The 14,067-nt window shown below is 62.1% G+C and carries 15 protein-coding genes; 8 read left to right on the forward strand and 7 right to left on the reverse strand.

Going from position 1 to position 14,067, the window contains the following annotated elements:
* Positions 1–82: 82 nt before the first annotated feature.
* From typA to ppa, 3 genes are all read left to right on the forward strand, one after another.
* Positions 83–1,906 carry a translational GTPase TypA gene (typA, locus tag ASF70_RS17890; protein ID WP_062581654.1) on the forward strand — a complete coding sequence of 608 codons (1,824 nt, stop codon included), beginning with the start codon at positions 83–85 and terminating at the stop codon, positions 1,904–1,906.
* A gap of 199 nt (positions 1,907–2,105) precedes the next feature.
* A complete protein-coding gene (locus ASF70_RS17895) occupies positions 2,106–2,612 on the forward strand; it encodes a GNAT family N-acetyltransferase (RefSeq protein ID WP_062462422.1) in 507 nt (168 codons plus the stop codon).
* A 115-nt stretch (positions 2,613–2,727) separates the two neighbouring features.
* Positions 2,728–3,261 carry an inorganic diphosphatase gene (gene ppa, locus ASF70_RS17900; RefSeq protein ID WP_062462425.1) on the forward strand — a complete coding sequence of 178 codons (534 nt, stop codon included), beginning with the start codon at positions 2,728–2,730 and terminating at the stop codon, positions 3,259–3,261.
* Positions 3,262–3,407: 146 nt separating this feature from the next.
* On the opposite strand, the gene ASF70_RS17905 is transcribed toward ppa, so the two are convergent.
* Positions 3,408–3,701: a YggT family protein gene (locus ASF70_RS17905; RefSeq protein WP_062462428.1), complete on the reverse strand. Its 294-nt coding sequence runs from the start codon at positions 3,699–3,701 to the stop codon at positions 3,408–3,410.
* Between the two features lie 142 nt (positions 3,702–3,843).
* Between ASF70_RS17905 and ASF70_RS17910 the strand changes: the two genes are divergently transcribed.
* Positions 3,844–5,079, forward strand: coding sequence for an MFS transporter (locus tag ASF70_RS17910; protein WP_062581656.1), 1,236 nt, complete (start codon positions 3,844–3,846; stop codon positions 5,077–5,079).
* Position 5,080: 1 nt separating this feature from the next.
* Here the strand turns inward: ASF70_RS17910 and ASF70_RS17915 are convergent, their stop codons facing one another.
* The 6 genes from ASF70_RS17915 to hemC all read right to left on the reverse strand — a co-directional run bounded on the left by ASF70_RS17915 (position 5,081) and on the right by hemC (position 11,142).
* The gene (locus ASF70_RS17915) at positions 5,081–5,848 is read right to left on the reverse strand and encodes a glutamine amidotransferase (RefSeq protein ID WP_062581658.1); all 768 of its coding nucleotides are present in this window, start codon (positions 5,846–5,848) and stop codon (positions 5,081–5,083) included.
* A gap of 26 nt (positions 5,849–5,874) precedes the next feature.
* Positions 5,875–6,369, reverse strand: a complete 495-nt coding sequence (locus ASF70_RS17920) for a TerB family tellurite resistance protein (protein WP_062581660.1) — start codon at positions 6,367–6,369, stop codon at positions 5,875–5,877.
* Between the two features lie 27 nt (positions 6,370–6,396).
* Positions 6,397–8,022: a heme biosynthesis protein HemY gene (locus ASF70_RS17925; RefSeq protein WP_082471965.1), complete on the reverse strand. Its 1,626-nt coding sequence runs from the start codon at positions 8,020–8,022 to the stop codon at positions 6,397–6,399.
* 21 nt (positions 8,023–8,043) lie between these two features.
* Positions 8,044–9,411: a mitofilin family membrane protein gene (locus ASF70_RS17930; RefSeq protein WP_162237999.1), complete on the reverse strand. Its 1,368-nt coding sequence runs from the start codon at positions 9,409–9,411 to the stop codon at positions 8,044–8,046.
* Positions 9,412–9,494: 83 nt separating this feature from the next.
* Positions 9,495–10,208 carry a uroporphyrinogen-III synthase gene (locus ASF70_RS17935; RefSeq protein ID WP_062462456.1) on the reverse strand — a complete coding sequence of 238 codons (714 nt, stop codon included), beginning with the start codon at positions 10,206–10,208 and terminating at the stop codon, positions 9,495–9,497.
* Between the two features lie 4 nt (positions 10,209–10,212).
* On the reverse strand, positions 10,213–11,142 hold the full coding sequence (gene hemC, locus ASF70_RS17940; protein WP_062583020.1) for a hydroxymethylbilane synthase: 930 nt from the start codon (positions 11,140–11,142) through the stop codon (positions 10,213–10,215).
* Between the two features lie 66 nt (positions 11,143–11,208).
* Between hemC and tsaD the strand changes: the two genes are divergently transcribed.
* Genes tsaD through ASF70_RS17960 form a run of 4 tightly spaced genes read left to right on the forward strand, consistent with a single transcriptional unit; the run spans position 11,209 to position 14,066 of the window.
* Positions 11,209–12,306, forward strand: a complete 1,098-nt coding sequence (gene tsaD, locus ASF70_RS17945) for a tRNA (adenosine(37)-N6)-threonylcarbamoyltransferase complex transferase subunit TsaD (protein ID WP_062581665.1) — start codon at positions 11,209–11,211, stop codon at positions 12,304–12,306.
* Positions 12,303–13,304, forward strand: coding sequence for an NAD(P)H-dependent glycerol-3-phosphate dehydrogenase (locus ASF70_RS17950; protein ID WP_062581668.1), 1,002 nt, complete (start codon positions 12,303–12,305; stop codon positions 13,302–13,304). Before tsaD ends, ASF70_RS17950 begins: the two co-directional genes overlap by 4 nt.
* Positions 13,305–13,324: 20 nt before the next feature.
* Complete coding sequence (locus ASF70_RS17955; RefSeq protein WP_062581670.1) at positions 13,325–13,618, forward strand: YciI-like protein; 294 nt, start codon at positions 13,325–13,327, stop codon at positions 13,616–13,618.
* 7 nt (positions 13,619–13,625) lie between these two features.
* Positions 13,626–14,066 carry an EVE domain-containing protein gene (locus ASF70_RS17960; RefSeq protein ID WP_062462467.1) on the forward strand — a complete coding sequence of 147 codons (441 nt, stop codon included), beginning with the start codon at positions 13,626–13,628 and terminating at the stop codon, positions 14,064–14,066.
* The last annotated feature ends 1 nt before the right edge of the window (position 14,067 follow it).

Raw genomic sequence — 14,067 nt, forward strand, 5'->3', positions numbered from 1 at the left:
TTTGCGAAAAACAGGGTATGAGCGCGCCAACGAAATAGGCGCGGTCCGTCGATCTGCGCCCCGAAACATCCGAGATCTAAAAATGGCTATGCGGAATATCGCGATTATCGCGCACGTCGACCACGGCAAAACGACCCTTGTCGATGAACTCCTGAAGCAGTCCGGCTCGTTCCGCGACAATCAGCGCACCGTCGAGCGCATGATGGACTCGAACGACCTCGAAAAAGAACGCGGCATCACCATTCTCGCCAAGGCAACTTCGGTCGAGTGGAAGGGTGTTCGCATCAACATCGTCGACACCCCCGGCCACGCCGACTTCGGTGGCGAAGTCGAACGCATCCTGTCGATGGTGGATGGCGCCATCGTTCTGGTCGATAGCTCGGAAGGCCCGATGCCGCAGACCAAGTTCGTGGTCGGTAAGGCGCTGAAGGTCGGTCTTCGCCCGATCGTCGCGATCAACAAGATCGACCGTCCGGACGGTCGCCACGAAGAAGTCATCAACGAAGTCTTCGACCTGTTCGCGAACCTCGACGCCACCGACGAGCAGCTCGACTTCCCGATCCTCTACGGTTCGGGTCGCGATGGCTGGATGAACGTTAACCCAGAAGGTCCGAAGGATGAAGGTCTTGCACCACTGCTCGATCTGGTCCTGAAGCACGTTCCGGAGCCGAATGTCGGCGAAGGCCCGTTCCGCATGATCGGTACGCTTCTCGAAGCCAACCCCTTCCTCGGTCGTCTCATCACGGGCCGCATCGCATCCGGCTCGATCAAGCCGAACCAAGCCGTCAAGGTTCTGTCGCAGGACGGCAAGACCGTCGAAACCGGCCGTATCTCCAAGATCCTCGCATTCCGCGGCATCGAGCGTCAGCCGATCGAAGAAGCCCATGCAGGTGACATCGTCGCGATCGCCGGCCTTTCCAAGGGTACGGTTGCCGACACGTTCTGCGATCCTGCGGTCACCGAAGCGATGACGGCTCAGCCGATCGATCCGCCGACCGTTACCATGTCCTTCCTCGTCAACGACAGCCCGCTTGCCGGCACCGAAGGCGACAAGGTTACCAGCCGCGTCATTCGTGACCGTCTGTTCAAGGAAGCCGAAGGCAACGTTGCGCTGAAGATCGAAGAGTCTGACGGCAAGGATTCGTTCTTCGTATCCGGCCGCGGCGAATTGCAGCTTGCCGTTCTGATCGAGACCATGCGTCGCGAAGGCTTCGAGCTTGCCGTTTCGCGTCCGCGCGTCGTCATGCACAAGGACGAAGCAACCGGCCAGACGCTGGAGCCGATCGAAGAAGTCGTGATCGACGTCGACGAAGAGCATTCCGGTATCGTCGTGCAGAAGATGTCCGAGCGCAAGGCCGAGATGGTCGAGCTTCGTCCGTCCGGCGGCAGCCGCGTTCGCCTGGTATTCTACGCGCCGACCCGCGGCCTGATCGGCTACCAGTCTGAACTTCTGACCGACACGCGCGGCACGGCGATCATGAACCGCCTGTTCCACGACTACCAGCCTTACAAGGGTGCGATCGTCGGTCGCGTTAACGGCGTTCTCCTGTCGAACCAGTCCGGTGAAGCCGTCGCCTACGCGATGTTCAACCTGGAAGACCGTGGCCCGATGATCATCGAGCCAGGCGAAAAGGTCTATGCCGGCATGATCATCGGCATCCATACCCGCGACAACGACCTCGAAGTCAACGTTCTCAAGGGCAAGCAGCTGACCAACATCCGCTCGGCCGGCAAGGACGAAGCTGTTCGCCTGACGCCGCCGATCCGCATGACGCTCGACCGCGCGCTGTCCTGGATCCAGGACGACGAGCTGATGGAAGTCACGCCGAAGTCGATCCGCCTGCGCAAGATCTACCTCGACGCAAACGACCGCAAGCGCTTCGACAAGTCGAAGGCCGCTCTCTAACAGCGCGCCTCCAAGACCATTCAAGACCCCGGCAGAAATGCCGGGGTTTTTTTGTGGCTTGGTCTGGGCCACGCTTGTGGCGAAGGTAAAAAATGCGTTAACCTCCTTGCCATCGTCCACATGAGAAGCTTGTGGGCAATCCACTTTACCCGGGTCTCGGGAATGGCGGAGAGCCCATGGCAGGACCTAGAATCGCGTTATGAAAACGTTATCGATCGATGTCAGGCGTGCGGAGCCGCAAGACGCCCCGGCTATCTCCGAGGTGCACCGCCAGGCATGGTCGCAAGCCTATGCCGGCCTCATTCCGCACAAGCCGCTGATCCAGATGCTGGAGCGCCGCGGCGAGGGGTGGTGGCGCAAGGCCGTCCGCGGGCCGGCGACGCTTCTGGTTCTGGATATTGGTGGCGTTATCGCGGGTTATGCGACGATCGGCCTCAACCGCGCCCGTGCGCTTCCCTATGACGGCGAGATCTACGAGATCTACCTGCGCCCGGAATATCAGGGCGTCGGCCTTGGCCGACGCCTGTTCGGCGAAAGCCGCAGGCTGCTGAAATCGCTTGGCTGCAAGGGCTTGGTCGTCTGGTGCCTGGAAGACAGCGAGCATGCCGTCCGCTTTCTGCGATCCCATGGCGGGGCGGATTTGGCAGAGGGCATGGAGGACTTCGACGGAAAGTCCCTAAAGAAGATTGGTTTCGTCTGGCACTGACTTCGGGGCGGAAAGGTGCGCCACGACTTAACCTTGGCGGCAAACCTGTGTTGCCTTGCCAGCCAATTCCCGCTATCGACGGTTCACAAGTTCGTAAACCTCATCGGGGAAGACTATGCGCATCGATGCAATTTCTGTTGGCAAGAATCCGCCTGAAGACGTCAACGTAATCGTTGAAGTACCTGTCGGCGGCCAGCCCATCAAGTACGAGATGGACAAGGAAGCCGGCGCGCTGATCGTCGACCGTTTCCTGTACACACCGATGACCTATCCGGGCAATTACGGCTTCGTGCCGCATACGCTGTCCGAGGATGGTGATCCGATCGACGTTCTGATCTGCAACACCCGCCCGCTGGTACCCGGTTGCGTCATCAATGTCCGCCCGATCGGCGTGATGGTGATGGAAGACGACGGCGGCAAGGACGAGAAGATCATTGCCGTGCCGGTTCCGAAGCTGACCCAGCGCTACGACAAGATCAAGAACTATACCGATATGCCAGAGATCACGCTGAAGCAGATCGAGCACTTCTTCACGCACTACAAGGATCTGGAGCCCGGCAAGTGGGTGAAGATCGAAGGCTGGAAGGACGTTGACGTCGCCAAGAAAATGATCGTCGCGGCGATCGAACGCTTCAACGCTCAGAAGTAATCTTTACCGCTGACCGCTTCCAAAATCCTCCGGTTCGTCTCGAGCCGGGGGATTTTTTGTTTCGCTCGTAAGCCCAAAACAAAAACGGCCCGCGCGGGAAATTTCCCAGCGCGGGCCGACCGTGTCCGTGCTGAAAGTCTTTGGCTTCAGCCTGCGAGAGCAGGATAGATCGAGGTCCACATCAGCGAGCGGATGAAGAAGATGATCAGAAGCACGATGATCGGGGAGATGTCGATACCACCGAGGTTCGGCATGACCCGGCGGATCGGCGCGAGAACGGGCTCGGTGACATTGAAGAGAAACCGGCCGATTGCATCGACAAACTGGTTGCTCGAATTGATCACGTTGAAGGCGAACAGCCATGAAAAGATGGCGCTGGCGATCAGGATCCAGGTGTAAAGGTTCAAGGCCAAGTCAATGGTCTGAAACAGGGCGAGCATTCACGTCTCCATTTCTTTGTTGACAGACATGTAGACATTGGCGAACTAACGGGCAAGTGCCGTCTATGGCCCGCGTCGCAGGATGTTTAACGTCGGCGTGTGCATATCGTGGGTTTCCGGCTTCGCTGAAAGTACAGGTTCCATGTCCATACCCACATCGGGTGATCGCTTCGCCGCCTTTCGTCACGCAGCTTATACGCGTTTCTTTCTCAGCCGGTTCTTCGCAGCCTTCGCGATCCAGATCGTCAGCGTCTCCGTCGGCTGGCAAATGTATGACGAGACGCGCAATCCGCTCTATCTCGGTCTGATCGGGCTCTTCCAGTTTCTGCCGTCGCTGCTTCTGATCCTGGTGACCGGTTCGGTTGCCGATCGCTACAACCGACGCATGATCATGGCGATCTGCATGGTCGTCGGCGGACTGTGTTCGGCGGCGCTTCTGGCGCTCACCATCACCGACTCATTCACGCCGTGGCTGGTGTTTTCGATCCTTGTCGTCTTCGGCATCGAGCGCGCCTTCATGGGGCCGGCGGTGCAGTCGTTGGGACCCAACCTCGTGCCGGAAGAAGACCTCCCCAACGCCATCGCCTGGAACTCGTCGTCCTGGCAGACGGCATCGATCCTCGGGCCGGTGTTCGGCGGGCTACTCTATGGCGCCAGTTCGATTGCGGCCTATTCGGTCGCCTGCTTCCTGATGGCGATCGCCGCCATCCTCGTGTTCATGATCCCGAAGCCTGCGCAGCGCACGCCTGCCTCGAAAGTCAGCTGGGATGAGATGCTGGCCGGTTTCCGCTTCATCGCCGGCGAGAAGATCGTGCTCGGTGCGATCTCGCTCGATCTGTTTGCGGTGCTGCTCGGTGGCGCCGTTGCGCTGATGCCGATCTTTGCCCGCGACGTGCTGGAGCTTGGCCCCTGGGGCCTCGGCCTGCTGCGTGCAGCGCCCGGCATCGGCGCGATCGGCGTTGCGGTCTGGCTCGCTCTCCATCCGATCCGCCACCATGCGGGCACGGCGATGTTCATCGGCGTCGCGCTATTCGGGCTGGGAACGCTGATCTTCGGGCTCTCTGCTACGCCGTGGATCTCCATCGCAGCCTTGATGCTGATGGGTGCGGCTGACATGATCTCCGTCTATGTCCGCGAGACGCTGATCGCGCTCTGGACGCCGGACGAGGTGCGCGGCCGGGTGAATGCGGTCAACATGGTGTTCGTTGGCGCATCCAACGAGCTGGGCGAGTTCCGTGCCGGCACCATGGCGCATGCGATCGGCGCGGTCCCTGCCGTCGTCATCGGCGGTATCGGCACACTGGCCGTCGCCGTCATCTGGTCGATCGGCTTTCCGAAGCTGCGCAAGATCGACAATCTGGAAGCACCGCAGCGCTGAGTTATCCATTCCCCTGGGCGGGGTAGGCAGGTGCTGCCGGTCGGTTCGCTTCGGCGGCTGGCCGGTCGAAAACGATGTCGAGGAAGTTCCAAAGCCAGTCCTTCAACGCATGGTCGAAGATCATCCGTCCTTCCAAATGCTGGTTTCCCTGCTGCGCATTCGGCATGCCGAAACGTTCGGCGCCGTGCACCACCCATCGATGCATCATGGCGCGGGTGAGTTCCGCATGGAACTGTACGCCCCAGGCATTCTCGCCGTAGCGGATCGCCTGATGCGGATAGGCGTCGCCTTCTGCCAGAAGCTTCGCGCCACGCGGCACGTCGAAGCCTTCGCGGTGGAAGTGGTAGACCATTTTCGGCCAGTGCATGAGAAGCCGGCCGTGCTCGGTGGCACGCAGCGGATACCAGCCGATCTCGGTCAGTTCGCCCTTCTGCGGCCCAACGCGGCCGCCGAGATTGCGCACCAGCATCTGGGCGCCGAGGCAAATCCCGAGATAGGGCTTGTTCTCCTTCAACGGCACGTCGATCCAGTCGATTTCCGTCTTGATGAACGGGTCCGGGTCGTTGGCACTCATCGGACCGCCGAAGACGACGGCGCCTGCGTGGCCGGACATCGAGTCGGGGAGGGGATCGCCGAGAGCGGGCCTGCGGATATCCAGCGCAAAGCCCTTGTCGACCAGCATCTGGCCGACGCGACCGGTGGACGAGGTTTCCTGATGCAGGATCGCGAGGATGGGGAGTTTGGAGGATGGGCGGGAAGGGGTTCTCATGACGTCACGTCCTGAAGCGTTCCTGGCTAGACCTTTTCTTCCTCTTCCCCTGCGACCGGATGAGTCGAGGTGCGCGCGGCCGCTTCCTGCCGCTGTAGAACCCGGTCTCGGGCGGAAACGCCCAGGAGATCGGCGATACGCCAGATCACGTGGTCCTCGATCTCGCTGCGCTGCCCATCCGCGTAGACGATATCCCAGAGGATACCGAGAAGCTCGATCCGGTCCTCTTCGTCAACCAGATGCTTTCTGAGATCCGAGGTGAACCGGTAATAGTCGACGGCTTCGCTTCCAGCCTGCCGGCCCGCCTCGATCAGCGACTGCAACCCTTCCGGGCTCAGATCGTAACGATCGCGCATCAGATCGCGGAATTTCTGCTGCTCTTCCTCGGACATGTTGCCATCGGCTTCCATGACCTGGAAACAGAGCGCCACGAAGGCTACGCGCGGGTCGTCGGGCGCAAATTCATCCGTATGGTGCGGGGCTGTCAGCGTGTGGAGGAAGGCCTGGATGCGATCGAGCATATGTAATCTGGGCCTTCTCCGGTTTTTCTAATAAAGCCTCAGCCTCGTGGGAGACTTCTCGGCACTTGCGTCCTTGACACCGGGATCATCGGGCGGACGACCGAAAAAGGGAACGGGCTCGTCCTGCTTTTCTGCCTCCGGGGGCTGCTCCGCTGTCACATTCGTGGCCGTAGGTGTTTTTGCTGCAACAGCTAAGTCCTCCTGAGGCACTACAACGGGCTGCATGTCGGCAACAACCTGATTGATGCTCTCGTTTTCCGGTGTTTCGACAGCCGGCGTGACGTCTTCGCGAATCGTGATTGCCGGAAGCGTTGCGATCGCCTCGTCTGCGGCCAGGGTGCCGTCTTCCACGGGTCCTTCGATCTGGCCGAACGGGACTTTCCATTCGAAGGCATCAAGACGTCCTGTGACCGGCGAGAGCGGCAGCCATTTGTCCGAAACGATACCGTCGGCAACCCAGGCAGGGTCACGGCCGGCGCGCAGAGCCTGCGCCATCCAGTGACGGACGCGGCCCTGATCGCCGGTTTCCGCTTCCTCGATATCGGCCAGCAGGAGATAGGCGGCCTCACGGGACTGCATGCGGGCTGCAGCTTCCGCCTTGGCGCGCGCCTTGGGGAACTGCTGGGCATCGAGAGCTGCCTGCGCGACGACCAGCAGCGATTCGATGTTGTTGGGACGCAGCGCTTCGAGCTTTTCGGCACGCTTCAGACGGTCAAGCGTGCTATCGCCGCTGCGGGCGCGAACGTAGGTACGACCGACGTCCGGATGCGGCTCGATCTTCCAGGCGCTTTCGAGGATGCTTGCTGCCTTGCGGATATTGTCTTCGCGCAGATAGGCCTTGGCTGCAATGATCGCGGCCGGCACGAGGCCCTTGGCGAGCTTCAGAGCGGCCTTTGCATCTTCGCGGGCACCGTTCGGGTCGCCTTCCAGGCGTTCGCTCGCCTTGGCGGTCAGAAGAACGGCTTTCAAGCGCTCGGCTTCGCCGCGTTCGAGCACACTTGCCGCCCGCTGTTGATCGAGTAGCTGGATGGCCTCGTCCCAACGGCCGGACTGGCTGCGCGATTCGAGCGTCGCCTGGGCTGCCCAGGGCAGGTAGGGCGCATGTTCGACGGCTTTTTCGGCATACTGGCGAGCAGCTTCGTTGGCGCCGAGACGGCGTGCTTCCATGTAAAGGCCGCGAAGACCGAGTTCACGGGTTTCCGGGTCTTCGGACATCTGTTCGAACTTGGCCCGTGCGTCCGCATGGCGGCCTTCGATCAGGGCCGCCTGCGCTTCCAAAAGGTGAATGAGCGGTTCCTGATCGGCGCTGAGCAGGCCGCGGGTGCGGATGCTCATCTTGCGGGCAAGAACGGCATTGCCGGCACCGGCTGCGATCAGGCCGGTCGAGAGCGCCTGATAGCCGCGGTCACGCTTGCGGGTGCGGAAATAGCGACGCACCGAGAGCGGCGACGTCCAGATGACGCCGATGACCCACCAGACGATCATGACGGCCGCGATCAGCGCCACGACCATGGAAGCGGCTACCATGATGCTGGTTTCGATCAGATGGTCCTGCCAGGTGATCGAGATCAGCCCTGGGCGATCCGCAATCCAAGAAAAGCCCCAGCCGAGGCCCAGAACCACGAGAAGAAAAATGAAGAGCCTGATGATCATCCGTTTCTTTCTTCTTCAGCCTTAAGAGCCTGATTTCGTGCCAGCAAGCGCGCGCGAAAGAGTTCCGCTCACGAGATTTTCAACCTGTACCCGCGCATCCAGCTTCCGCTTGAACTCGGTAGACGCCGATTTTGCGGCTTCCGGCAGCGTATCCCACTGCTGGGCAGCCGCCTGAAGGTCGCCGCTGCGCAACCGGTCCTCGATGCGCGATACGATCGCGTCGACCGTGTCACCCTCGACATCGCCGACGCGGCGAACCTTCACCACCGACATGGCGGAGGACAGAAGCCGGCCGGCAATGCCCTGGTCCGGATCTGCAGGCACAGACGCCTGGATGATCGCATCCGCGACGGCGGGAAACTCGCTCTGCAGCTGTTCACGCGACGGCGCGCCGTCTGCGGCGAATGTCTTGAGCTCGGCGATCGCGGGATCGTCGCCGGCAATGTTCGTATAGGCCTGAAGCTCTGCCTCGAACGAGCCGCCGCGATCGATGGCGGCCTTGAGGCCAGCGGCAGCGACGGCGCGGGCAACCTGCTGTTCCGGGCCGCGATCGTTGATCTGGGCCTCAGCCGCTTCGAGCCGGCGGGAAAGCTCGGCCGTCTGCGTGGCTGCCGCAGCCTTGGTGTCTGCCAGCTGCTGCTGGAGGGCATTCAAGCTTTCTTCGGTCGGACCGCCGGAATTCTGCGCGACAGAACTTTCCAGCGCCTGAACGCGGCTTGCGAGTTCCGTATCGGGAGACGCCGGCTGGCTGCGCAGCGTCTGGATATCCTGGCGAAGAGCTTCGACTTCGTCCGACAGTTCGGCCGAGCCGGATGCCGCCGGAGACGATGACGGAAGATAACCGGCATATTGCATGCTGCCCGCCAGCAGAAGCGCTACGATGCCGCCGAAAATGCCGGCAGCAATCAGCGTGGACGCCGAGGTCCCACCGGAGCGGGTGGCTGGCTGGGCGTCCGATGCCTTGTCAAAGGTTTCATGCTTAGCGGCAGGTTCGTCAAAACCTGGCGTGGGCGACGGGGTGAATTCCTCGGTCGGCGAGGGGGCAGCGTCACGAGCAGCGTCTGTCGCAATCGGCGCGTCCGGCTCGGTCACAACCGGATCGGCTGTTCCCGTCACACCTGGCTCGTCTCGCCCATGGGAGCTATCCGGCTCGCCGATCACATGGGACGTGTCGCTCTCTTCAGGCACGGTCGATGTCACCGGCTCGCCGGCCAGCGGGATGGCATCCGTCGTCTCAGAAGCTTCGACTTCTTCCGAAGCGGTTTCCGGGATGTCGCTGTCATTGCTGCGCACGGGCTCGGCCACCACGCCAGCGCCATCGGCCGTCAGGTCGATCGTGACCGGTTCTTTCTCCGCCATCGATCGGCGGGGTGGTTTTTCCGTTACCATCTCGACCTCTTTTCGCATCTGCTCAGGGAAAGTAGTTGGTGGGGCAGGGTAAGGAAAGGGGAGCGAGAGAATTTGGCTTGGCACTATGGTGAAAGAAACGCGAAAAGTGCGTCTTCGTCGGGTGTTTCAGCGACGAAGATAGCAGGATGAAATTTTTCAGGCACCGCGGTAGCGACGTTTTTGCTGAGGCAGATGACCTGCAAATGTTCGATCGAGGCTGCAAACGGCTGCACGAGTTCGAAGAACAGCGCGGCGTTGTGGCGCGAATAGAGAAGGACTGCGTCGGCCGCCGGGCGGGTCAGAAGCGGTTCGATGATCTCGGTCCGGTAGCCGACCTTGACCATCCGGTAGATCTCGATCGTTTTGCAGGCGATGTCGCGGGCGTGTAACCCGTCCTCCAAATCCGGCGAACGCGGATTGCCGGCAAGATAGAGGAGACTGGATGTTTCGCCGACATCCTGGGCGATCCTCTCCACCAGATCATGCCCGGTGCCATCGCCGCAGCGGATATCGGTAAAGCCGAGGGTGCGTGCTGCCTCGCCGGTCGCTTCGCCGACGGCGTATATCTGCGTGGACAGGCGATGCCGGAGTTCGTGTCCAAGTTCGCCAAGCACGCGAACGGCTTCGGCGCTGGTCACGACAAGTGCGGAATGGGGTTCGGACAGCGCTTCTCGGGCGATCTCCAGGTGATGCTCGGCGCGGGTGAGCGGCAGGAAGACCGGCTGATGGCCGAGGGTTTCGAGCCGTGCTGCGGTTCGCCGGGCGGAATGGTCAGGGCGGGTAACGATGACCCGCATGGCGTCAGACCCAGCCTTCGAAGAAGCCCGGTCCGGCAGCGGCGCGGACGGTTTCTCCGGCCTGGCGACCAAGCGTTTCCGCATCCGCCCGTCGGCCGCTGATGTCGACCGCGTGTTCGGTCGATCCGTCCGGCGTCAGGATCAGGCCTGAAAATTTCAGATGATCACCGTCGCAGATCGCGTAGCCGCCAATCGGCGTCCGGCATGAGCCATCGAGGGCTGCCAGAAACGCGCGCTCGCAACTGACCGCGTCAAAGGTGGGACAGTCGTTGACGGCTTTCAGCAGGTCATCGATGGCCGTGTCGCCGATGCGGCTCTCGAGGCAGATCGCGCCCTGTGCAGGCGCTGGCGGAAAATCGACGGGGTCGAGCAGTTCGGTCGCAACTTCCTCGCGGGCCAGCCGCTTCAGCCCGGCATACGCCAAAAGCGTCGCGTCCACATGGCCTTCATTGAGCTTGCGAAGGCGCGTGCCGACCGATCCGCGAAAAATCGCGACCTGGATATCGGGACGAAGACGGCGCACCAGCGCCTGGCGCCGAAGCGATGCGGTTCCGACGGTCGCACCATCTGGCAGGGCTTTGAGGCTCGGCGCCGTGCGGCCGATCACGGCGTCGCGGATATCCTCGCGGGGCAAGTAGGCGGAGATGTAAAGGTCCTCCGGAAGCTTGGTCGGCATGTCCTTGGAGGAATGCACCGCGAAGTCGAGATCACCCGAAGAGAGCTTTTCCTCCAGTTCCAGCGTGAACATGCCCTTGCCACCGATCTCGCTCAGCGCGCGGTCGGTGATGCGGTCGCCGGTCGTGGACAGGACGACAATTTCGAACATTTCCTCCGGAAGGGCATGGGCTGCCATCAACCGTGCACGGGTTTCGGCCGCCTGAGCGAGCGCCAGCGGGCTGCCCCGCGTTCCTATCCGGAAAGGTTTTGTTTGCATCCGCGTCATTCCATTGTTACCGGAAGCCCTCGTAAACCTGTTTTCCTCTTCAATCAACGATAGGTCATGGCGGCATTTCTTCGCATCCTCGGCATTGAAACAAGCTGCGACGAAACCGCGGCCGCCATTGTCGTGCGCCACGAGGACGGTCGTGGCGAAATCCTCTCCGATGTCGTGTTCTCGCAACTCGACGAACACAGCGCCTATGGCGGCGTCGTGCCCGAGATTGCGGCGCGCGCCCATGTGGAGGCGCTGGATGGCCTGATCGAGGAGGCGCTTTCGCGCGCCGACGTCTCGCTCAATGAGATCGATGCGGTGGCGGCGACCTCCGGTCCCGGCCTGATCGGCGGACTGATCGTCGGGCTGATGACGGCGAAGGCGATTGCGCGCGCCACCGGCAAGCCTCTGATAGCGATCAACCATCTCGAGGGACATGCGCTGACGGCGCGGCTGACGGACGGATTGTCGTTCCCCTATCTCATGCTGCTGGTCTCCGGCGGCCATACGCAGTTGGTTCTTGTGCGCGGCGTCGGCGATTATGAGCGCTGGGGCACCACGATCGACGATGCGCTGGGCGAAGCCTTCGACAAGACGGCAAAGCTGCTTGGCCTGCCATACCCGGGCGGTCCGGCCGTCGAGAAGGCGGCGCTGACGGGCAATCCCGATCGTTTTCAATTGCCGCGGCCGCTGGTTGGTGAAGCCCGGCTGGACTTTTCCTTCTCCGGTCTCAAGACCGCCGTGCGTCAGGCCGCGACCGAGATCGCGCCGCTGTCCGAGCAGGATATCGCCGACATCTGCGCCTCGTTCCAGAAGGCAATCTCGCGAACGCTGCGCGACCGGATCGGGCGTGGACTTGCGCGGTTTGCCAAGGAATTTGGCCATCTGGATGTCGGTCCTGCGCTGGTGGTTGCGGGCGGCGTTGCCGCCAACCAGGAGATCCGCCGCACGCTGCAGGCGCTCTGCATCGAACACGGATTTCGCTTTATTGCGCCGCCGATGAAACTTTGCACCGACAACGCGGCCATGATCGCCTGGGCAGGGCTTGAACGTCTGGCCGAAGACATGCCGTTCGACGGGATGGATGTCGCGCCGCGCTCACGCTGGCCGCTGGATGCCAATGCGCAGACGCTGCTTGGTTCCGGCAAACGGGGGGCCAAGGCATGAACGGGGCAGGGACGGCGCAGGAACGGATCGTCGTGATCGGGGCCGGCGCCTTCGGCACGGCACTCACTGCCGTCATCGCGCTCGAAGGTCGTCACCCGGTTACGCTGATCGGTCGCAATACCGGCCTGATGGCCGATCTCAGAAACGACCGCGTCCATGACGCGGCACTTCCCGGCGTGACATTGCCGGATGCGCTCGAATTCTCCGCTGAACCCGACGCCATCTCGGATGCGAGCATCGTGCTGTTTGCCATGCCTTCGCAGGCGCAGAGCGATGCGGCGCGGTATTACGGTCCATATCTCGCAAAGGATGCGGCGGTCGTTACCTGTGCCAAAGGCATAGACCGTGTGTCAGGGCGTTTGCTGACGGACGTTCTGGAGGCATCGCTTCCGAGCCACGCGATCGCGGTTCTCTCCGGCCCCGGTTTTGCATTCGACATTGCGCGCGGGCTTCCGACGGCGATGGCGCTTGCGGCGGAGGACCAACTGCTCGCTGAGCGTCTGGCGACCGTGCTGTCCAGCCGGACCTTCCGGCTTTACGCCTCGTCCGACCGGATCGGCGTGCAGCTCGGCGGTGCGATGAAGAACGTGCTGGCGATTGCCTGCGGCATCGTCGAGGGCGCAGGCCTTGGTGATTCGGCCCGTGCCGCACTGATTTCGCGCGGACTTGCGGAAATGTCGCGTCTGGTCGAGGCGATGGGCGGCAAGGCGGATACGGTTCGGGGCCTGTCCGGTCTCGGCGATCTGGTTCTGACCGGAACCAGCCACCAGTCCCGCAATCTGCGCTTCGGCATTTCGCTCGGGCGAGGGGAGCCGGCATCGGCCTCCGGCGGACCGCTGGTCGAAGGCGCCTTTGCCGCGTCGGTGGCTGCCCAGCTCGCGCAGACCCATTCCGTCGATCTGCCGGTGACCGAGGCCGTTGCCGCGATCATCGACGGACGGCTTGGCGTGGCCGACGCGATGGAACGCCTGATGACCCGCCCGATCACCACGGAATAGATCAACCCCAGGAGAGAACGATGCTGTTTGCCTTCCTCTGCACCGACAAGCCCGGCCATCTCAACGTCCGGATGGAAACCCGTCCGGTCCACCTCGAACATCTCAACAAACTGAATGCCGACGGTACGCTGAAGTTTGCCGGGCCTTTCCTTGACGATGAAGGCAAGCCGAACGGCAGCCTGGTCGTGGTCGAGGCTGCCGATATGGCGGCTGCCCGCACGCTTGCCGAGGCCGATCCCTATTACCTCGCCGGCCTGTTCGAAAAGGTCGATGTGAAGCCGTGGAACTGGACGATCAACAAGCCTGCGGAGTGAGATAACCATGGCCTATTGGCTCTATAAATCCGAACCGGATGTCTGGTCCTGGGAGCAGCAGAAGGCCAAGGGAAAAGCCGGCGAGGAATGGACCGGCGTGCGCAACTATCAGGCCCGCAACAACATGCGGGCCATGAAGATCGGCGACAAGGGGTTCTTCTACCACTCCAACGAGGGGCTGGAGATCGTCGGCATCGTCGAGGTCTGCGCGCTGTCGCATCCGGATTCCTCGGCCAAGGGCGATCCGAAGTGGGACTGCGTCGATATTCGCGCCGTCGAGGATGTGCCGAAGCCGATCACGCTGAAGGACATCAAGGCCAATCCGCAGTTCGAAAAGATGGCGCTGGTCACCTCGATGCGGCTTTCCGTACAGCCGGTGACGGAAGAGGAATATCTCGAGATCTGCCGCTTGGGTGGTGTCAAGAACCCGCCCCGCTCGCCGGACTGAC

The sequence above is a fragment of the Rhizobium sp. Leaf321 genome, from assembly GCF_001423215.1.
GTDB lineage: Bacteria > Pseudomonadota > Alphaproteobacteria > Rhizobiales > Rhizobiaceae > Neorhizobium > Neorhizobium soli.